This is a genomic window from Aporhodopirellula sallentina SM41 (assembly GCF_000346505.1).
Lineage (GTDB): Bacteria > Planctomycetota > Planctomycetia > Pirellulales > Pirellulaceae > Rhodopirellula > Rhodopirellula sallentina.
Genome location: NZ_ANOH01000333.1, coordinates 1 through 20,626 on the forward strand (window position 1 = coordinate 1; position 20,626 = coordinate 20,626).

Annotated in this window: 15 protein-coding genes; 9 read left to right on the forward strand and 6 right to left on the reverse strand. The window is 58.2% G+C overall.

Annotated elements, in window-relative coordinates; genetic code table 11:
• On the forward strand, positions 1–1,012 hold a 1,012-nt coding region (locus tag RSSM_RS21830), incomplete at its 5' end, for a hypothetical protein (protein WP_236621303.1).
• A 2-nt stretch (positions 1,013–1,014) separates the two neighbouring features.
• On the forward strand, positions 1,015–1,878 hold the full coding sequence (locus RSSM_RS21835; RefSeq protein WP_008684113.1) for a hypothetical protein: 864 nt from the start codon (positions 1,015–1,017) through the stop codon (positions 1,876–1,878).
• Here RSSM_RS21835 and RSSM_RS21840 read toward each other — a convergent pair.
• Complete coding sequence (locus RSSM_RS21840) at positions 1,855–2,367, reverse strand: hypothetical protein (RefSeq protein WP_008684114.1); 513 nt, start codon at positions 2,365–2,367, stop codon at positions 1,855–1,857. The genes RSSM_RS21835 and RSSM_RS21840 overlap by 24 nt on opposite strands.
• Before the next feature lie 314 nt (positions 2,368–2,681).
• Here RSSM_RS21840 and RSSM_RS21845 point away from each other — a divergent pair, with 314 nt between their 5' ends.
• Positions 2,682–5,102: a heavy metal translocating P-type ATPase gene (locus tag RSSM_RS21845; RefSeq protein WP_044303263.1), complete on the forward strand. Its 2,421-nt coding sequence runs from the start codon at positions 2,682–2,684 to the stop codon at positions 5,100–5,102.
• Positions 5,103–5,348: 246 nt separating this feature from the next.
• On the opposite strand, the gene RSSM_RS21850 is transcribed toward RSSM_RS21845, so the two are convergent.
• Genes RSSM_RS21850 through RSSM_RS21865 form a run of 4 tightly spaced genes read right to left on the reverse strand, consistent with a single transcriptional unit; the run spans position 5,349 to position 10,960 of the window.
• Positions 5,349–6,512 (reverse strand): acetate/propionate family kinase, encoded by a 1,164-nt coding sequence (locus tag RSSM_RS21850; RefSeq protein ID WP_008684120.1) that lies wholly within the window; start codon positions 6,510–6,512, stop codon positions 5,349–5,351.
• Positions 6,509–8,710 (reverse strand): phosphate acetyltransferase, encoded by a 2,202-nt coding sequence (gene pta, locus RSSM_RS21855; RefSeq protein ID WP_008684123.1) that lies wholly within the window; start codon positions 8,708–8,710, stop codon positions 6,509–6,511. The genes RSSM_RS21850 and pta overlap by 4 nt, the downstream gene beginning before the upstream one ends.
• A 37-nt stretch (positions 8,711–8,747) precedes the next feature.
• Entirely contained in the window at positions 8,748–9,353 is a 606-nt protein-coding gene (locus tag RSSM_RS21860) for a PSP1 C-terminal domain-containing protein (RefSeq protein ID WP_008684125.1), read from the reverse strand.
• Between the two features lie 2 nt (positions 9,354–9,355).
• Entirely contained in the window at positions 9,356–10,960 is a 1,605-nt protein-coding gene (locus RSSM_RS21865; protein ID WP_008684126.1) for a glycine--tRNA ligase, read from the reverse strand.
• A 338-nt stretch (positions 10,961–11,298) separates the two neighbouring features.
• Here RSSM_RS21865 and RSSM_RS21875 point away from each other — a divergent pair, with 338 nt between their 5' ends.
• On the forward strand, positions 11,299–12,759 hold the full coding sequence (locus RSSM_RS21875) for a hypothetical protein (RefSeq protein ID WP_236621304.1): 1,461 nt from the start codon (positions 11,299–11,301) through the stop codon (positions 12,757–12,759).
• A 112-nt stretch (positions 12,760–12,871) separates the two neighbouring features.
• On the opposite strand, the gene flgK is transcribed toward RSSM_RS21875, so the two are convergent.
• On the reverse strand, positions 12,872–14,560 hold the full coding sequence (gene flgK / locus RSSM_RS21880; protein ID WP_008684132.1) for a flagellar hook-associated protein FlgK: 1,689 nt from the start codon (positions 14,558–14,560) through the stop codon (positions 12,872–12,874).
• A 286-nt stretch (positions 14,561–14,846) separates the two neighbouring features.
• Between flgK and RSSM_RS21890 the strand changes: the two genes are divergently transcribed.
• The 5 genes from RSSM_RS21890 (at position 14,847) to RSSM_RS21910 (ending at position 20,472) form a co-directional block, all read left to right on the forward strand.
• Entirely contained in the window at positions 14,847–15,872 is a 1,026-nt protein-coding gene (locus RSSM_RS21890; protein ID WP_008684135.1) for a ZIP family metal transporter, read from the forward strand.
• Between the two features lie 134 nt (positions 15,873–16,006).
• Positions 16,007–16,570 (forward strand): hypothetical protein, encoded by a 564-nt coding sequence (locus tag RSSM_RS21895; RefSeq protein WP_008684136.1) that lies wholly within the window; start codon positions 16,007–16,009, stop codon positions 16,568–16,570.
• A 461-nt stretch (positions 16,571–17,031) separates the two neighbouring features.
• Positions 17,032–18,249, forward strand: a complete 1,218-nt coding sequence (locus RSSM_RS21900; protein ID WP_008684139.1) for a DUF1559 domain-containing protein — start codon at positions 17,032–17,034, stop codon at positions 18,247–18,249.
• Positions 18,250–18,258: 9 nt separating this feature from the next.
• Positions 18,259–19,287, forward strand: coding sequence for an L-threonine 3-dehydrogenase (tdh, locus tag RSSM_RS21905; RefSeq protein WP_008684142.1), 1,029 nt, complete (start codon positions 18,259–18,261; stop codon positions 19,285–19,287).
• Complete coding sequence (locus tag RSSM_RS21910) at positions 19,288–20,472, forward strand: glycine C-acetyltransferase (RefSeq protein WP_008684144.1); 1,185 nt, start codon at positions 19,288–19,290, stop codon at positions 20,470–20,472.
• Positions 20,473–20,626 lie beyond the last annotated feature (154 nt).

Consider the following 20,626-nt stretch of genomic DNA (forward strand, 5'->3'; position numbering starts at 1 on the left):
ATCCGCGTTGCCACTCGCTACCGCTCCTCGCCGACGAGTCGTCACCCTGATCGGAATCGGGGTCGTGATTGCGCTGTGGGCATGGCCCCCGTGTGCCTCCTCGGTCGCGGAAGAGATCTCAGTCGAAAACGAGATTTGGTCGGTGCAGGAGTTCCCGATTCAGCCGGAACAACCGGTGCCGGAACAGTTGCCGTTGACGATCACCTCCTCCGATTGGAATCAAAACACGTTGGTCGTGGACAACACGATCATCATGTCGCCCACCCCCGCATGGTCAGCGGTCTTGCAGGGCGTCGTCATGCACCGCGACGACGATATTGATTTGCGATGGGATGACGGTGGTAACCAACGCGTGTCGACCGTCGAATCCGAACTCAACGGTGGCTTTGAGCTACGCGTTTCACACCAGACTCCTTTTGGTGTTTCACGTCCGGGAAAATTTGCCGAGTTCTCTTTGTTGAGCCTTCGTGGTGAAGGCGAGACAACCTTTCATCCGGGCGAGTATTACGCCAACGAAGGCGAACTGCTGACGACGCGTGCGGCGTACGGATGGACCAATCTGTTGCTCCGCGGCCGCAGCGAAACAGCGTTCGGGGTTCGCTACAGCCACATCCAAGACGCGATCGACCACGTGTCGCTCGAAAACGTGGCGGTCGGCGAGAACCACGTGATCACCTTCGACGCGTCCGCAACCGGATATTGGGATTGGCGTGTGTTGGTGTTTTCCGCTGGATTGTCGGCGGGCATCGGCGGCAGCCTGATCGATCAAAGCGGGGTGCGAACGGACGGAACGTTGGCGACCTTCCACGCCGAGCGAGCTGAATTCGCCGCCTCCTACACGGCCAACGCCGACGTGCTGTGGAAACTCACCGAGAAATCGTTTCTTTCGGTCGGGGCACGCGGGTTCATGGTTCACGGCGTCGCTCAGGCTCGCGACACCTGGGGCTATGCCGACGAATCATCGACGGCTCGATGGGTCGGCATGTCGCTCGGCGTTTGGAGAGACTTTTAAGCGTGTTGAACGTCCATCATCTTTCTCTCGTCTTGCTCCTGACGTGGCTGCCATGGCTCGCGGGTTGCCACGTGCTCTCGCCTCAACCGATCGCGATGCATCCTCGCAACGTCGCGCCGGAATTGATCCTCGAAGACGAACCTGAGATCGAAGCCGGCCGACCGATCTGGTGGCTCGACTGCGCAGGATGGGTGTGGGGCATTCCCGGTAAACTGTTGCTGTGGGATCGCCGCATCGACAACCACCGGATCACTGAACCGACCATCGAAGCGGCGACCGACTACATGCAAGACGCGCATCTCGCTCACATCAAAGTGCGGCTGAACCAATACGCGCCGTTGAAAGACTTTCACCGTCTGAGAAAGAACCGCACGGTAGGTTGGCCGTATCGTTACACCCTCGGTTTGCTATCGGTGGGCGGCGAAGCGATCTTCCCTGGTCGTTTGATCGGTGGCGATCACTTCAACCCGTACACGCAAACCGTGCACCTTTACAGCGACGTGCCTGCGATCGCGCTGCACGAACTCGCGCACGCGAAAGACTTTGCTCGCCGAAAGTATCCGGGCACCTACGGGTTGCTGTATCTGTGGACGCCATTGTTTCACGAAACGCTCGCGTCGCGTGATGTGATGGACTACCTGTATGCCCGCAGCGATCGGGCAGGCATCATCGAAGCCAACCGGGTTCTCTATCCGGCGTACGGAACCTACGTGGGCAGTTCCTTGGGAATGTTCGCACCTGCGGTAGCGACGCCGTTGTACTACGGCACCGTCCTCGGCGGACACCTCAACGGTCGGATGCTCTCTCGTGAGGTCGATGCTCATCTTCACGAGTATCAAACGTTATTCGCTTCTCGTCCGCGATAGCTCTGCGTTGGACTGCTCAGACGTGCTCTCGCTGAGCAACGCAACGCAGTCGTTTCGAAAACGAATGTAGCCCATTCCGATCGTCACCAAACAAAACGTGATGATCGACAACGGATGAGCTCCTGCGGCAAGAAGTCGCGGAGTGTCGAGAAACCGATCCCCGCTGATCCATGAAAGCGCTAAATAGCTACCATTGGCGAGCACGCAGAAGTCCGCAATGAACCACATCCATGGCCGTCGCAGTAGCAACGCAACCGCCAACGGCACCACAACCCCCAAGACAGGCCCCGCCCACAACGTCAGCAACGGATAGGGGTCAGGCGAATGGAGAGAATAAGGCAGACGCCAGGGTGCGAGATCACAATCCACCAGCGTGGCTCCTCCCGCAAAACCACCAATGAGATGCCCAACCTCATGACTCATCGTCATCGCGACCCACCCGGCGGCCAACAACGCCACCAACCAAACGATCCGCGTTTGCCAAACCATCTCCCCGGGTCCTTTGGTAGCTCGTTTGCTGCTCTCGTTGCGTGTCACAGCGGCGTGTCCGCACGCAACCTGTCCATTCTATCGAGAGGGGACGACTACGCGGGAACCACGACCAACTCACCATATCGGTGTTCTCCGCTGAAGGCGAACCGAAACGAATGGTTCGTCCCTGGCAACACTGCCTCTGCGGCATGGCACAGCAGTTGCCCCATAAAATCGTGGATAATCGAATTGTGACGAATTGTGATCGATCGCTCGATTCAAACAAAAATCCGGCAGGACATCGGCTGCCGACAGTGAACACGGACAATGCTATGCAACTTCCTATCGCCAACCCAATCGTCGGTGACGAAAATCCTGACTCGAAAGCGATCGACCCTGTTTGTGGAATGCGGGTCGATCGGTCGACGAATTTGCACAGCGACTATCAGGGCACCACTTACTACTTTTGCCATCCGGGTTGCCAGGAAAAGTTCGAAAAGAACCCAGATACCGTCTTGGCCGAACGGGCAGCCAAAGATGCTGCGAAAGGCAAAGGCTCCTCGGACGGAGGTTGCTGCGGAGGACAGAGTGGTTCAGGAGGACAGAGTGGTTCGTCGAACGGGCAGCCCGCCGATCCCAACGCGATCTACACCTGCCCGATGGACCCCGAGATCGAACAGGTCGGGCCAGGCGACTGTCCGATTTGTGGCATGGACCTGGAACCGAAATTCGTCGACCCGTCGTCGTCAGGCGATGATCAGCAGTACCTCAACATGCGTCGACGGTTTTGGATCGGGGCGGCGTTGTCGATCCCGTTGTTGGTGCTGGCGATGGGACCGATGGTCGGCATTCGTTTGACGGACAACCTCTCAACAACAACCACGGGTTGGCTGCAATTGTTGCTGGCCACTCCCGTGGTCTTCGGCTGCGGTTGGCCACTGCTCGTGAGGGGCGTCAAATCGTTTCGAACGATGAACCTGAACATGTTCTCGCTAATCGCCGTGGGAACGATGGCCGCCTACCTGTTCAGCCTCGTCGTGGTTCTGCTGCCGGGCGTGATCCCTCAGGCCTTCTACGAAGACGGTACACCACCGCTGTATTTCGAGGCGGCTGCGGTGATCATCACACTCGTGTTGCTCGGACAGGTTCTCGAATTGCGGGCGCGACATCAAACCGGTGGTGCCATTCGCGAGCTGCTGCGACTGACTCCCGATACCGCTCACCGCGTTGCGGGCGACTCGGAAGAAGACGTCCCCCTGGACGAAGTAAAAAAAGGCGATCGCCTCCGCGTTCGACCGGGCGAGAAGATCCCCGTCGATGGAACAATTGTCAGCGGAAACAGTCGTGTCGACGAGTCGATGCTAACCGGAGAACCAATGCCTGTCCCCAAGGTTCGAGATGACATCGTCACCGGCGGCACACTGAACCAGACCGGCGCATTTGTGATGGAGGCGACCGGCGTCGGTTCCGAAACCGTGCTCAGCCGGATCGTCCAAATGGTCGCCGACGCACAGCGCAGTCGGGCACCGATCCAAAAGCTCGCCGATGTCGTCGCCCAGTATTTTGTCCCGACCGTGATCGTTGCTTCCATTACCGCCTTCATCGGATGGGCGTTCTTCGGTCCCGAACCCCAGCTCGCCCACGCACTCGTTGCGGCGGTTGCGGTTCTGATTATCGCGTGCCCCTGCGCCCTCGGCTTGGCGACGCCAATGTCAGTGATGGTTGGAGTCGGACGCGGTGCGAAAGACGGTGTGCTGGTGAAGAACGCAGAAATGTTAGAAATTATGGAACGCGTCGACACGATCGTGGTCGATAAGACCGGCACGCTGACTCAAGGACGTCCCGAGATCATTGCCGTCGAAACGGTTGGCAAGTGGAACGAGGATGAAGTGTTATCGTTTGCCGCGGCGCTCGAAAATCACAGCGAACACCCGCTCGCTCATGCGATCGTTCGTCGGGCGGGGGAAACAAACCGTTCCGTCTCTGACTTCGATAGCATCACCGGCCAAGGCATTCGCGGAAACGTGGACACACACAATGTTTTGGTCGGCAACTCAACTTTGATTGACGAACAGACCAAAGGCTCGACCGAGCGGTCACAAATCGACGCCAAAGCCCGTGAGTATCAGAAACGAAACGCCACGGTGGTCTATGTGGCAATCGATGGTGAACTCGCTGGAATCCTGGCGATTGCGGATCCGATCAAAGAATCCACACCGGCGGCGCTCGCAACGCTACATGACCTCGGACTGCGTGTCGTGATGCTTACCGGCGACGCTCAGGGGACCGCACAATCGGTTGCCGAAGAACTCGGCATCGATGAGTTCCATGCGGGCGTGTCCCCGGATGAGAAACTGAACTTTATTCGCGAGTTAAAGAATCAGGGGAAAGTGGTTGCGATGGCTGGCGACGGCATCAACGATGCTCCCGCCCTTGCCGAAGCCAACGTTGGCATTGCGATGGGAACGGGCACCGGTGTGGCCATCGAGTCTGCGGGAATCACGTTGGTCGGAGGGGATCTGCGTGGAATCGCGGCCGCAACCAACCTCAGTCGCAAGACGATGCGAAACATTCGGCAGAACCTGTTCTTCGCGTTTGTCTACAACGCGATCGGCATCCCGCTGGCGGCCGGGTTACTCTATCCGGTGTTTGGCCTCCTGCTCAGCCCCATGGTGGCCGCCGCTGCGATGAGCCTGAGCAGCGTGTCCGTCATCGGAAACGCGTTAAGGCTTCGAACGGCTCGCCTAGCGTGAAGTCATCCGCTTGGCGTGCACGATTAGAGCGTCTTCAAAAATGGCGTAGCCGATGGCGTCAGAGTTGGGTGGCCTGAATTCTGGCGAATCCAGCTAGAAGGATCGGACGCGTCAAAAGTTCCAAGCGTTCTAGGATTTCGACGCAGCTTATTTCTCGGGTGAGTTGTAGTGGATTTTGTGAAAGATCCTGCAGCATGAGGGTCTTTCACAAGTTCCACTACTCGAGAATGGAGGCGACATTAACGACTAATCTTCGGCAAGCCGTTGGGCTGATTCGCGGGCGATGGCGAGTTCTTCATTGGTTGCCACGATCAACGTTCGCACGCTCGCCGAAGGATCACTGATGTCAGCGATACCATCTTCGAGTTTGGGTGACTCGTTCGCCGCTTGATCGATCACAATTCCCAAGTGAGCAAGAGGTCCGGTTACCAACTCTCGGATCTTCGTCGCGTGCTCGCCAACTCCGGCGGTGAAGATCAACGCGTCGAGGCCACCGAGAATTGCCAGGTAACCACCGATTACTTTTTGAATTCGCCGGACGTAGATATCGATCGCCAACTTCGCGGAACGATCATCGGCTTCGCGACGGGATAGAATCGCTCGCATGTCGGCTTCGCCACACAACCCGACGAGCCCGCTTTCTTTGTTCATCAGTCGGTCGACATCATCGGCCGACATTCCCGCCGAACGAATCAAATGCAACGGCACCGATGGATCGATGTCACCGCAACGCGTCGCCATGACCAATCCTTCGAGCGGCGTCATCCCCATCGACGTATCGACAGCTTTTCCGTCGAGCGATGCGGTCACACTCGCGCCGCCGCCGAGATGCAGCGAGATGATCCGAACCGGTGAATCATGCTTAAGATGCTGAATCGCTTGGGCCGTCACGAAACGATGCGACGTTCCGTGAAAACCATACTTCCGTACGCGGTGGGCGCGGTAGATCGGTTCGGGGATCGCGTACCGATACGCCGCCGGTTCGAGGGTACTGAAGTATGCCGTGTCGAACACCAAAACCTGCGGCAACGGAATTTTCAAACTGTCGATGGCGACGACCACCGAACGAGCCGAGGGGTTGTGCAGCGGAGCGAGCGTGTCGAGAGTCTTTAGCTGTGCGAGGACGTCTGCGTTGACGATCGCCGGTTTCGGATAGCTGTCCCCACCCTGCACGATTCGGTGAGCGATCGCAGAGAGTTCCGGCATGTCGTCGCGAGCGGACGCTTCCGCGCCGGGCAGCAATCCGAACTTTTCAAGGACACAGCGGGCTGCCGAAAGGTGGTCCGGCGCGTCACCGCCGACCTGGCCGATGCGATCGACCAAGCCTTCATAAAGCCGTTCGCCGGATTCGACTTCGATGCACGCGTACTTAAGAGTTGTCGATCCGACGTTGAAAACAAGGATATTCATGAGACGGCTTCTTCGTCGATGATTTCGGCAGGTACCGGGTCGAGTTCAATGGACTGGGACGCCTGCGCCTGCACCGCAGTTATCGCAACCGTGTTCACAATGTCAGCAACGGTGCAACCACGCGAAAGATCGTTGACCGGTCGTCGCAGTCCCTGCAGGACCGGGCCGATTGCGAGGGCGTTGGCGGATCGCTGCACCGCTTTGTAGGTGTTGTTGCCGGTGTTGAGATCGGGGAAGACAAACACCGTTGCCCGTCCGGCGACTTTGCTGCCGGGCAGTTTCTTCGCGGCGACGCTCGGGTCGATCGCGGCGTCGTATTGCAGCGGACCTTCGACCAAAATTTCAGGACGGGCTGACTTCAGCATCGCAGTCGCAGAACGAACGCGGTCCACGTCCTCACCCTGGCCGCTCTCGCCGGTGGAGTAAGACAACATCGCGACGCGTGGTTCGATTCCGAATTGGCTCGCGGTGTCGGCACTGCAACTGGCGATCTCGGCGAGCTGTTCGGCGGTCGGGTTGGGAACGACGGCGCAATCGCCGTAAACCAGCACGCCGTTCTTCAGACACATCAAGAACACGCTGCTGACGCAACCGATCCCCGGCTTGGTTTTGATGAATTCGAATGCAGGACGAATCGTGGCGGCCGTTGTGTGCATCGCTCCGGAGACCATCCCCGCGGCGAGCCCTCGACGAACCATCATCGTTCCAAAGTAACTCACCTCTTGCATCCGATCGTGAGCAACATCGCGAGTGAGTCCCTTGTGTCGGCGCAGTCGGTAGTATTCGTCCACAAACGATTCCAACAGCGGACTCGACGGTGGGTGGATGATCTCGACGGTGGGCGTGTGATCGTCGGGATCCCGCACAACAACGTTCCCCGATTGGATCGCATCGAGTTCAGGCAGCATGACACCGACCTGGCTGGCGGCGCTGCGGATTTTCTCGGGGTCACCCAACAAAACAATGTCCGCAACGTCACGCCGGCGGAGCACATCCACCGCCTGCAAAATACGCGGATCATGGCCTTCGGGCAGAACAATCCGCACACGTTTCTCGCGGGCACGTTGGATCAATGAGTGCTCGAATAACATCGGCGTGACCCGGTGCAGCCCGGGGGCCTCGAGGCGTTTGGCGAGATCCTCCATATCGATATTTCGCTCAAACAGCCCGAGTGCCGATTCGACTTTTCGCGGCGAGTGTTCTCCGATCTCCGCGCGCACTTTCGATGCCATCGTTGCGGCGGTGAAGGTATCCACGTTCGTCGTCAGAATCGGCAACCCGCTCGTCGGATTCACCATCCGTCGCACCGCGAGCGGAGGCAACAAACCGCCGGTCAAAACCAACCCGGCCGGCGACGGACTGGCTGAATCCAAACTCGCCAGCGCGCACCCGATAATGATGTCACTGCGGTCGCCGGGCGTGATCACCAAACTGCCCGCTTTCATCCGTTCGAGGAAATCAGGCAGCAACATCGCGGCCACCTTCAATCGAGCGACCTCACGATCGAACGTCGATTCATCACCACCGAGGACCGACGCGCCGAGTCCGACTTGGATCTCGCGAACCGTTGGTTGACGCAGCAGCACCTCTTCGGGCAGCGTATAAATCGGCGCGGTGTCGGCGAGCCCCGCGGCCGAATACGCCTGGCTGAGTGCGCCACGTTGTTCCGGCGGGACTTGGTTAACCACGGTCGCGAGCAAATGCCCACCGTGATCGGTCAACGAATCGTTACCGATCCGAATCGACTGCACACTTTCCTCAACCGATTGACTCGCCGCCGAATAGACCGACATGATCGCGCAGCCAAGGTTGACGGCGATGTCCGCGTTGAGTTCGAACTCGATCTCCGTCGCGAGCCCCTGAAAGCTGGTCCCTTCAACCACCGCAAAGTCCGCGGTCTCTTGCAAACTCTTGAACTTCTGTTGGATGCGTTGAATCAGGGCATCGTACCGATCCTCCGCGAGCATCTGCCGGGCTTCCTTCCGGGTGACACCAAACATTTGTTCGGGTGCGGCTGGCAATTGATAGCGAGACCGCATCAACCGAATGCTTTGGTCATCGACGGCCGAATCCCGCACGACGGGTCGGAAGAAGACGACACGGCCGAACCGCCGCATCGCCAACTCCATCACCCCGAGGGCGATCATGCGTTTGCCCGTGGCGTTCTCGTTGGTGGCCAAATAAAGACTGTCGGGCATGTTGCGATTCGGTGTTGAAGGACTTTAGAAATTCACGTTACTTCGTACACGCTCCGGCGACGGCACAGGAGGCACAACCGCCCCCCGATGAACACCCGCCTCCCGCTTCGGTCCCGCAATCAGGACCACAGCCGTGCGTCATCAATTCAGCCAACCGAATCGATTGCACCCGCGATTCGTATTCGGCCACGATCCGATCGGTGATCTCTCGTCCGAGCGCATCCACCGGACCGAGGAAGTGCAACACGAGTGTATTGCCGTCGAATAACTGATCGACGTCAAGGAGGACGGCGTCGGATTCACTGTTTGCTAACACTTCTTGGCACTTGCGAACCGCGTCGCGTTTGTACCGCCGCAACCGTTCGACCAACAAACGGTCTTCATCGGTCAGTGAGCGCAAAATCCGCAGCGGCGGGGATTCACCTCTCGACGGTTCGCTTCCCTCCGGCTCGACGGGTGGCCGCTCGACTGTTTTCTCGACCAACGACTCGCCGCGTACCTCACTGAGCACCTCGCCCAGTTCGATCCCGCGGGGTGTTTGCACCAACACCTGACACCCCCGCGAGTAAGTCGCCAATTCCACAACGGGAACCGCGACGAAACAATCGCCTGCGAAACCGATTCGAACGAGGTAAGCAGTCACCGCTACTGGAGAATCCGGCTGCGAATTTCGTCGACGACGTCGTCGATCTTGATGCGGGTTTGTTCGAGCGAGTCGCGGTCACGAATGGTGACCGTTTTGTCCGTCAGTGAATCGCCGTCAACGGTAATGCAGTATGGTGTGCCGGCTTCGTCTTGGCGACGATAGCGACGACCGACCGCACCCTTGGCGTCGTAAAACACGTTGAAGTGTTGCTTCAATCCGGCGTAGATCTCTTGGGCGATCTCGGGCATTCCGTCCTTCTTGACCAACGGGAAGACCGCGGCTTTGATCGGTGCGAGCCGTGGATGCAGCTTCATCACCGTTCGCGTTTGCAGCTTGCCCTTTTCATCGGGAGCCTCGTCTTCGGTGTACGCTTCGCAGAGGAACGCCAGCGCACCACGGTCGGCACCGGCGGACGGTTCGATCACGTGTGGAACGTATTTCTCGTTCGTGATGTCGTCACGGTAAGTCAGATCCTTCCCGCTGCCGCGATACTTGGGCTTGCCGTCTTCACCGAGCTGCACGGTCATCGGGTTAGTCGCCGGATCGAGTTTGCCTTCCATGTGGCTGCGCAGATCAAAGTCACCGCGGTGTGCGATTCCCTCGAGTTCACCGTACTCGCCTTCAGGCAAGAACGGGAAGGCGTATTCGATGTCCGCCGTCCCGACGCTGTAGTGAGCCAACTCGGATTGCTCGTGCTCGCGCATGATCAGCGACTCGCCCGACAAGCCCATCTCGGTGTACCACGCCATGCGCCGATCGCGCCAATAGCGATACCATTCCTGCGATTGATCGGGATGACAGAAGAACTCGATTTCCATTTGCTCGAATTCACGTGACCGGAACGTGAAGTTACGCGGCGTGATTTCGTTGCGGAAACTCTTTCCGACCTGACCGATCCCGAACGGAACCCGGACCCGCGAACTGTCGAGCACGTTCTTGAAATTGACAAAGATCCCCTGTGCCGTTTCGGGCCGCAGGAACGTGGTGTCGTCCGCCCCGCCGAGTGCGCCGAGCGTGGTCTTGAACATCAGGTTGAATTCGCGCGGTTCGGTCAGCGTCCCGAGCGATTTCGCGTCTGGACCGAGGACGTCGTCGTGGGAATCGAGCTTGTCGAGCGTGATCGACTCGTCACCGATCGTGATGTCGTCCGCGTTCTTGGCTCGCAATTTGAAAAACTTCAGCGCCCGGCGGCGGATCTCATCGACTTCGTGCTCGATCTCCGCGAGTGTCGTCACAAAGACTTTCTGATCTTGATACTCGACGTAGCGGCCCCGCACTTGATCGTGCCGGTAGCGTTTCTTTGACTCGCGGCAGTCGACCATGTAATCGTGGAACAAATCGTAGTGGCCGCTGCACTTCCAAACCTGCGGGTGCATCAGAATCGTGCAGTCCAAACCGACCATTTCGAAGGGGCTCGGGGCACCTGCGGGGGCGGTCAACTCATTGTGGCCGCTGATCATGTCTTGCCACCACGCATCCTTGAGATTGCGTTTGAGCTCGACGCCCAACGGGCCGTAATCCCAAAAGCCCTGAACCCCACCGTAAATTTCGCTGGATTGAAACAAAAAACCACGTCGTTTGCACAACGACACGAGGGCGTCCATGGATTTCATGTGAAATTGGGGGCTCAGAGAGGGGAAATTCAGTGTTTGAAGCACGTCGAGCGAGCATTGTCGGCGAAAAGCTGCGCAACGCAAGCATCCGCACCCCACACGCCCGCACACCCGGCTCACGTGTGCGCGGTATCGCTCTCGGGACCGTCCGTATTCGATCAAGCGAGAAAAAACGTGCGAAAGAGCACGTTTCCTGTGTGCACTTGATGTTGAATTAAACCGGTCAGGTCAGATTGCGCAGATCGTTTTTCGAAACACGATTGATACAGATGTGCAGCCCGATACGGCTACCAGTCCTTTAACGGTTTCACTCCAACTCAATGACGATCATGAGTATCCACTATCGAATCGCGACGATTCTCGCCGTGATCGCACTCACATCCGGCCTCAACACGCCCCACGGTCAGGCACAAAGCCAATACACCACGAACGCTCAACTGGCGTCGTGCGGAACCCCGGCGTGCGGTGCCCCGAATTGTGGCGGCACGAACTGTGGCGGCACGACATACAGCTCCACGCCTTATCAAACCAGCTACGGCAGTTACGCCGCCGAAGGGTACAGCACGATGCCCTACGGCGGTGGCACGTCCTGCTATGGAGCGACCGGCGACACCTCGAGCCTGTACGAATCCGGCTACACGGCACAGGCGATGGCGGGAGGAACAGCCACATCGGGAACAGGCATTACCTATTCGGACGGATACTCGGTCGCCGGCCCGTCATCCGCAGGCATGTATTCATCGTCGGCCGGGGCATGCGGAAACGGAGGCATGATGGCCGGCGGTGGAAGTATTGGCGGCGGAGGCATGGGCGGCGCGGTGATCGGCGGCGGGTATGCCACCGGCGGCGGTGCGGTCTACGGCGACCCTTGCGGCAACGCGCAAGTTGCGACCATGCCGACATTCGGATCGGGAACGTTTGGAAACTTCGCCCCCGGCTTCTACGGCGGGTTCGAATTTTTGTGGTTGCGTGCGAACTTTGGTCAGAACGTCGCGTTGATCATCGACCCACCGGTCGGTAACACGCTCGTCCCGTTCGAATACGACAACGACCTCAGTCCGCGGGCTTGGTTGGGATGGCAATCGTGCCGGGGTACCGGTTTCCGTTTCACGTACTTCTCCTTTGACAACGAACCGGATCCAGTTTCCGTCACCGCCGTTACCGGTGCGACTCCAGTCTTCGTGCATGTCTTCGGCGCGGGTGCCAACCTGACTCGCAACGCCAACGCGAACGTAGGCAGCACCCTGACGTCACATCACGAACTCAAGATGCAAGCGTACGATATCGAGGCGACGCAGCAGTTCTGCTTCGCATCGACCCAAGCCATGTTCGGCCTTGGCGTTCGCATCGCAGAAATCGAACAATTGCTGCGAGGCGACGTCTACGACGGTGGTGGTGTCTACGAAGAAGCCGTCCGCAATGACCTCAAATTCCAAGGTGCCGGTCCGACCGCATCGCTCTGGTTGACCCGCCAGATCATGTGCAGTCGTTTCTCGTTCTACAGCAATCTTCGCGGGGCGTTTCTGATCGGCGACACCGATCAACGCATCTACGAAATGAAAGGTGCCTACACGACGGAACTGGAAGACCGCGCCATTCACCGCGAAATCCTGACCAACGCCGAATGCTCCGTCGGACTGCAGTTCGGTCAATCGTTGACGCCACGTTGCGGTTGCTTCCTGCGGGTCGGTTACGAAGCCCAGATCTGGCTCGACGCCGGTGGCCCGGTGAACTCGGACTCGTCAATCGGACTCGACGGGGTCACGTTCGCGACCGGACTGGCGCTGTAGCGTGAATGCCACGACTTGTTTCGGGTAGGTTGTAGTGGATCTTGTGAAAGATCCTCATGCAGCAGGATCTTTCACAAGATCCACTACCCGAAAATTGAGCCGTCCAAAACGACTAGAGATTCATCAGAATCTCGAGCATCTCCGACGCCGTTGAGATCACCCGCGAGGATGCCTGAAACGCCCGCTGGTAAGAGATCAACTTGATCGACTCTTCATCAATGTTGACGCCCGTGATGGCCAAGTGCTGACTCTGCAACGTCGCATAGAAATCGTTCAGTCCCTCGGTCGCACTCGTCTGGAGGCTGACTTCGCGACCGATCGTCGAGAGCATCTGTTCGTGCAGACCGCGGATCGATCTTCCGTCGAGGTCGTCGACGGGTTGATCAATCAGATCCAACAGCGCGTAAAGAGTGTCGGTGTCCTGGTTGACCCCGCCCGCCGATACCGCCAACAGATCGAGGTCATCCTGAATCACTTGATTGACCGCGATGTCCTTCGCCGAGGTTCCGGTAAAGAACGTGTTGAGCCCCGCTGCGGCGAGGAAGCCGCTGGTGTCCTCGCCAAAGGTGAACTGTGACGTCGGCGAGTCGCTCTCGATTCTCAATCGGCCGTCGCTCGATAACGACGCCGTGACGCCGGTGATATCGTTCAACTGGGCAGCGATCGAATCCAATGTCGAGTCACCGAACTGGCCCAGATTACGGACCTCGATACGGGTCGTCGAAAGCAGTTCGCCGGAGTTGTCCACGAGATGGAAATCAAAACTGCCGTTCTTCGGTTCGAAAGACAGTCCCGCGTCTCCGATCGGCGTGCCCGTCGCCCCGGGATAGGCGGCTTCGATCGAATCAAAACCAGTTCGTCCCTGTCCCTGAGAGTGCACCTCGTTCACACCGCGAATCAGAGCTTCGGCCATGTAGTCGAGATTGTCGATGTAGCTTCCAAACACACCGCTGCGAACCTCGATAGCCGCACCGAGCTGGCCACCTTTGACTTGCAACGGAGCATCCGTCTCGACGATCCGCACTTCAAGACCGTCCGCGGACTCATCGAACGCCGCATACACCTCGCGGTAATTCCGGTTACTGACGAGGTAGTCACCACCGACGAAGACATTGACGGTCCCGTTTTCTTCCTCTTGAAAGTTGATGTCGATGTACCCGGCGAGTTCTTCGAGATCGCGATACCGTTGATCGCGAAGACCGGTCGCGTCACTGCCGAGCTGGCCGCCTCCTTCGATCGTTGCGATCTCCGTGTTCAGCCGCGCGATCCGTTCGGTCAAACGGTTGATCTGCGTCGCCATGTCGGACATGTCGCCGTTCCACTGTTCGGCGAGTTCACCGGCTTTGGTGCGAGCGGTTTGCAAACTGCTCGCGAGACTTTCACCCTGGATCACAACGAACTCTCGCATCGCTGCGTCGTTGGGTTGGGTCGACAAATCATGCAGCGCGTTGTTGAACAACGAGAACTGTTCGCTCAAACCACCGCCGTCGAGGTCGGACACGAGTTCCTCGAGTTGGTTGTACGCCGATTGCAACGCTTCGCTGCCCGCGACGGCCGTTTTCGCGTTGAACATCCGCTCGGCGAGAGCTTGGTCGATGACTTGTTTGACCCCGGTCGCCCGAACCCCGGTACCGAGAATCAACCCGCCCTCGCGCACCGCCACCGCAGGAGTCTGCTCGAGACGTTGGCGGATGAATCCGTCTGTGTTGGCGTTGGCGATGTTGTTGCCGACCACCTGCAGACCGACCTGCGCGGTGTTGAGCGCACCGGCGGATTGCTGAATCGTTCCGAATAGTCCCATGGCGGCCAGCCCTCACGAAGAACGGAAAGACCCTCGGCGGAGAGCCCACGCATCGAAAGTCTTATCGACCGTCACAACCGTCAAACTTGATTAAATCCGATCCAAGTGCCCACCTGTGTGACGAGGCCTCGATGCTCGCCGAGCATCGAGGCGGCGCGAGACGGCATCCCACACGGTCGGAATCCGCCGTTTTGGGTCAATAGTCGATCTTGGTCGCATGCCGTAGGATGTTGAGTTCCAATTTGCGAGTCTTTGCCACACCTTCTAGCGTTTTCGCGGCCCATCGATGTCTTTGTCACCCGAACCGTTGCTAATCGTTTACTGCGTGTTCGTCGTCATGGCTTCATTGACAGGAGGGCGGCTGTCCAAAATTCTCTATATGACGCACCTGCGGACGCAGCTCCTGATGAGTGGCGTCGGCGGTCTGATGCTCGGGATCGCGCTGCTGCACCTGCTGCCTCACGCGACCGAGGTGCTCGGGTCGTCATCCAAAACGGGCGGTGCCGCGCTCGCCGGACTGATCGCGATGTTTCTGCTGATCCGGCTTTTCCACACCCACGATCATGGGGCGAAAGAGCCCGATCACAGGCACAAGCATGCGTCGGAACCGACCGCTGAAACGTTGGACGAGACACATGATCATGAACACGACCATGAACATGAACATGCGCATCACCATGAACAGCACGCGGCAACTGAGTCGGGTCATTCGCATTCTCACTCACATTCCCACGCGGGGCATCATCACGACCACTCACACAAAGGGATCAGTTGGGCGGGGATGTTCTTCGGTCTTGCGTTGCACACGGTGATCGACGGAGTCGCGTTGGCCAGCAGCGTGATCGCGGACGCCCACCATGGTGCATGGTTGGGCTTGGCAGGGCTCGGAACTTTCCTCGCGGTTGCCCTCCACAAACCGCTCGACGCTTTTGCAATCACGTCGGTCATGAATAAACAGGGGTGGTCCGAGACAGCACAGAATACTGCCAATGTGTTTTTCTCGCTGACGTGCCCCGCCGGGGCCTTGTTGATGTATTTCGGTGCCACCCGCTGGACAGAGGGGACAGAAGTACTCGGTTGGGGGCTTGCTGTATCGGCAGGATTCTTCATCTGCATCGCGCTCGCTGATCTGCTGCCCGAAGTCGCGTTCCACGACCACGACCGCGGAAAACTGACTGCGGCGTTGCTTCTCGGAGTGGCTATCGCGGTTGGGATCGAGAATTTGCCAGGACACAAACACAAGTCACACGAGGGGCATGATCACGCGTTTCCGAACATGCGAGAAACGTTCGACATCAGCGAATCCTCGTAAAAAACTCCTATATTCTCAAAAAACACGGATTCATTCTTTCGGTTTTACGCGTAATCTATTACGGCTTTAGTTCTCGGGCGACCGTGAAAGACACGTTACGTCCATACGACAATCTGCACCATTCATTGCACTTCATGCAACGTTTCACCGCTCAAATCGCATTGATCGCTTATGTGGTCGGTGGCTGGCTGATGCCCGCCGCCCACCATCATTTGCATGATCATTCGGCTAGCGGCAATGCATGTACCTGTGTCGTTGCCGCGAATACCGGAGCCCCCTCTCCGGATGCGACGAGCTTTGGTTCGGTTGGCAGCGCGGCATTCATTGGCGATCCTGCAATCACGCAGGGCCTCACGCATTCGCCGATCGAAACCCGGGATGCATCCGCATCAAAGTCTCACGATTGCTGCTGCGACCATGCGGAACCACACGTCGCTCAATCGGACAGTTCCGACGGATTCGACTGCTGCAGTTCGGATCACTCCCCGCTCCTACTCGCCGCCAACTGCAGTCCAGAGAAGAACGTGGGTCTGTGCGCGTTGTGCTGTGCGATCAGCATGGTCGGAAAGGAATGCGTTCAATCTCCCCAGTCGATCGCACCGGCTCCGAGCCCCGAACGGATTCTTCTGAGTGGACTTTCTTGCCCGCTTCCGCCGCTCTGTAGCGGACTCTCTTCTCGCGGGCCGCCGACCGCCTAGCCACCGCGGATTTCGTCACCGCGGATTGGCCCTGCCGCGCCGGATTTGAGCGGACTTTGGTTGTTTCATCCCCATGAAGGGATACCAGCCACGCACTCCCAAAATCCGTGCTCGCGGCGAACAGGCACATACCGGTCTAAGACTGTTTCCGTCGTCGCATGTCAACGCATCGCAACGGAATCCATTTGAGCAGGCGATGTCCCGCTTTCTCAACAGAGCGAGCTGGCATCGCCCGTCGCCACAGTTAGCCCATTTAAATGCCATCCCAGGCCAAAAAGATCATCGGCGGATCATCCCGACATCGGCGTCTCCATGGCGTTTGAACTTCGGTATGTCCGCTGACATTTGATGACCGATTTGTCCTCAACGGTGACCGGTCAACGCGATTTCCCATCGCATACCAGATTCTATTGATTGATCCATTTATCCATACGCACATTCCTCCCTATCGGAGTTTTAAGATGAAGTCTTCGTTCTCGGCGCGGCGCGCCTCCCATGGTTTCACGCTCGTCGAACTGCTGGTCGTGATCGCGATCATCGGCGTACTCGTTGGTCTCTTGTTGCCCGCTGTCCAGGCGGCTCGTGAGGCGGCACGACGGATGAGCTGCAGCAACAACCTCAAACAACTCGGACTCGCCGTCCACAACTACCACTCCGCGTACAACAAAATGCCGATGCACGGCGGGGGAACCTGGCAAGACGGAGCCGCCGTTGGCAGCAACCTGACCAACCGGATGGATCTTTCGATCTGGGTTGGCCTGACCCCGTTCTTCGAACAGCAGGCGTTGTGGGAACAGGTTGTCAATCCGTTGTCCAACGCCGGCGGCACGCCGAACCCATGGCCAGCGATGGGTCCCGAAACCAACGAGGGTGATTACAGCCCATGGTCGACCGAAATCCCTACCCTTCGCTGCCCGAGCGATCCAGGAACGGGGCTGCCCGCACTCGGCCGCACCAACTACGCCGCCAGCCTGGGCGATTCGATTCACTACATGGGTCTCGGCAAACTCGGTATCGACAACACCCCCGGATCGGAGACGATTACGCTGACAAACGCATCGACTCACTCTTCCGAAACTCGCGCCGCATGCCGCGGTGCCTTCGTCGCCCATCAACAAACCAGCTTCCGAGATATTCTCGACGGACTCGCCAACACAATCATCGCCGGTGAGATCGCAACGGACCTCGGCGATCGAAACATTCGCACGATCGCTGCGGTCGGCAATGACAGCGGTGCCGAAACTGTGCGCGATGAACCGGATCTGTGTTTGCACGAGGGCCTGACCGATAACACGCGACCACAATTTTGGGCGACCGGGACTCCGCCGACCCTCGCCGCCTCTAATGAAGGTCGTGGCTACCGTTGGGCGTCAGCCGGTGCTGCATTTTCCGCGATTAATACGATTCTTCCTCCCAACCGCGAACTTTGCTTTGGCGGACCGTCCGCCAATACCTACGGGATAGCGTCGGTGAGCAGCCAGCACCAAGGCGGCGCCCATGTTTTGATGGGTGACGGCGCGGTACGATTCATCACCGACTCTATTGAGGCCGGTGATGTTCACCACGGCAACGTTTGGTCGGGTGGCATCGGCGAAAGCGTGCCAGGCTCCATCAGCCCATACGGATTGTGGGGTGCCCTCGGAACGCGAGCCGGAAAGGAAGTCGCATCCCTCGAATAACACTCGAAAATGAAAGCACTCGTTAAGCGTCACCGAAAACCGGGTTTGTGGCTAGAACAAGTTCCCATGCCCGAGATCGGCATTAACGACGTGCTGATTAAGGTGGACCGAACCGGAATATGCGGCACCGATGTCCACATTTACACATGGGATTCCTGGGCTCAAAAAACGATCCCTGTCCCTATGGTTGTTGGGCACGAGTTCGTCGGCGAAATCGTCGACGTCGGGTCCAACGTTGTCGACTTTTCCGCCGGTGACGTGGTCAGTGGCGAGGGACATGTTGTCTGTGGTCGTTGCCGCAATTGCATGGCCGGACGTCGACATCTTTGCAACGATACCAAAGGCATCGGGGTCAACCGCCCCGGCGCCTTCGCTGAATACATCGCACTGCCCGTCACCAACGTTTGGAAACACGATCAAAACATCGATCGTGACATTGCTGCGATATTTGATCCGTATGGGAACGCCGTCCACACCGCGTTGTCATTCGAGATTCTCGGGGAAGACGTGCTGATCACCGGCGCCGGGCCGATCGGCTGCATGGCCGCCGCGGTCGCCAAACATGCCGGCGCTCGGCACGTGGTTCTCACGGACGTGAACCCATGGCGTCTGGAACTCGGCGCGAAATTGGGAGCAACCCGCACGGTGGATGTTCGTGAGGAAAACCTTTCGGACATTCAACGTGAACTCGGGATGAAAGAAGGTTTCAACGTGGGGCTCGAAATGTCGGGCAACCCGAGCGCGTTTCGAGACATGCTCTCGCAAATGTGTCACGGCGGAAAAATTGCGATGTTGGGAATCCCCAGCGAAGACATGGCGATCGACTGGAACACAGTCGTGTTCAACATGCTGACCATCAAAGGCATCTACGGTCGCGAGATGTATGACACCTGGTATCAAATGACCATGATGCTGCAGTGCGGTTTGGACCTCTCGCCGATCGTGACTCATCGGTTCGATTTCCAGGACTTCGAGAAGGGGTTCGACGTCATGATGTCAGGCCAGTCCGGCAAAGTTATTTTGAATTGGAGCAACTAGATGTACGGCAGCTTTCGCGAACATCTCGCCAGCCAAGTCGATCAAATCCGCGAAGATGGACTCTACAAATCCGAACGGTTAATTCGCTCACCACAGGACATGCACGTCCGCGTCGGCGAGGACCAAACGGTGCTCAACCTTTGCGCGAACAATTACCTCGGGTTGGCCGAACATGAGACGGTTCGCAAGGCAGCTGCCGAAGGTCTGCAGCAGTGGGGATACGGCCTCTCCTCGGTACGATTCATTTGCGGCACGCAAACGATTCACAAAGAACTCGAAGGCCAACTCAGCGAGTTTCTGAAAACCGAAGACACGATTCTTTACACGTCGTGCTTCGATGCCAACGGCGGGCTGTTTGAAACGTTGCTCGGCCCGGAAGACGCCATCATTTCGGATGCCCTCAACCACGCGTCGATCATCGACGGAATTCGCCTGTGCAAGGCTCAAAGGTTCCGGTACCGCAACAATGACCTCGCGGACCTGGAAGCCAAACTCGCCGAAGCCAGCTCGGCCCGTTTCCGCATGATCGCGACCGATGGCGTGTTTTCGATGGACGGGACAATCGCTGACCTACCTGGAATTTGTGATCTCGCGGATCGATACGATGCCTTGGTAATGGTCGACGACTCCCACTCGGTCGGCTTCATGGGTCAACACGGCCGCGGCACCCACGAACATCATGATGTGATGGACCGGATCGATATCATCACCGGAACGCTCGGCAAAGCCCTCGGCGGAGCGAGCGGCGGGTACACCAGCGGCCGCCGTGAGATCGTTGAGCTACTGAGACAACGATCGCGTCCCTACCTGTTCTCCAACTCGGTCGCACCGCCGATCGTCGCCGGATCCATCGCCGCAATCAACTTGCTGAGCGATTCCACCGAACTGCGAGATCGCCTCGAGTCGAACACCGCGTTCTTCCGAAGCGGTTTATCCAAAGCCGGATTCGACATCATCCCGGGAGAGCACCCGATCGTCCCGATCATGCTCGGCGACGCCGTCGTGGCCGCTCGGATGGCCGACAAGATGCTCGAGAAAGGCGTCTATGTGGTCGGCTTCTCCTTCCCGGTCGTCCCGCGTGGACAAGCCAGGATTCGAACCCAGGTGTCGGCCGCCCATACCGAAGACGACCTGCAGTTCGCGATCGATAAATTCGCCGAAGCCAAAGCGGAACTGGGTATCTGAACCGCGGAAGTGGTGACTCGGGGGCGATCTCACTCCTCGAGCCGGCGGGCATATTTCGGGCAAATTTTCCGTGGTACCGCGGAACATTAACCCCCGCAATGCGTTGATAACGTAAGATCATGCGCTCTTGTATGATTTTTGTCCCCCAATGCAT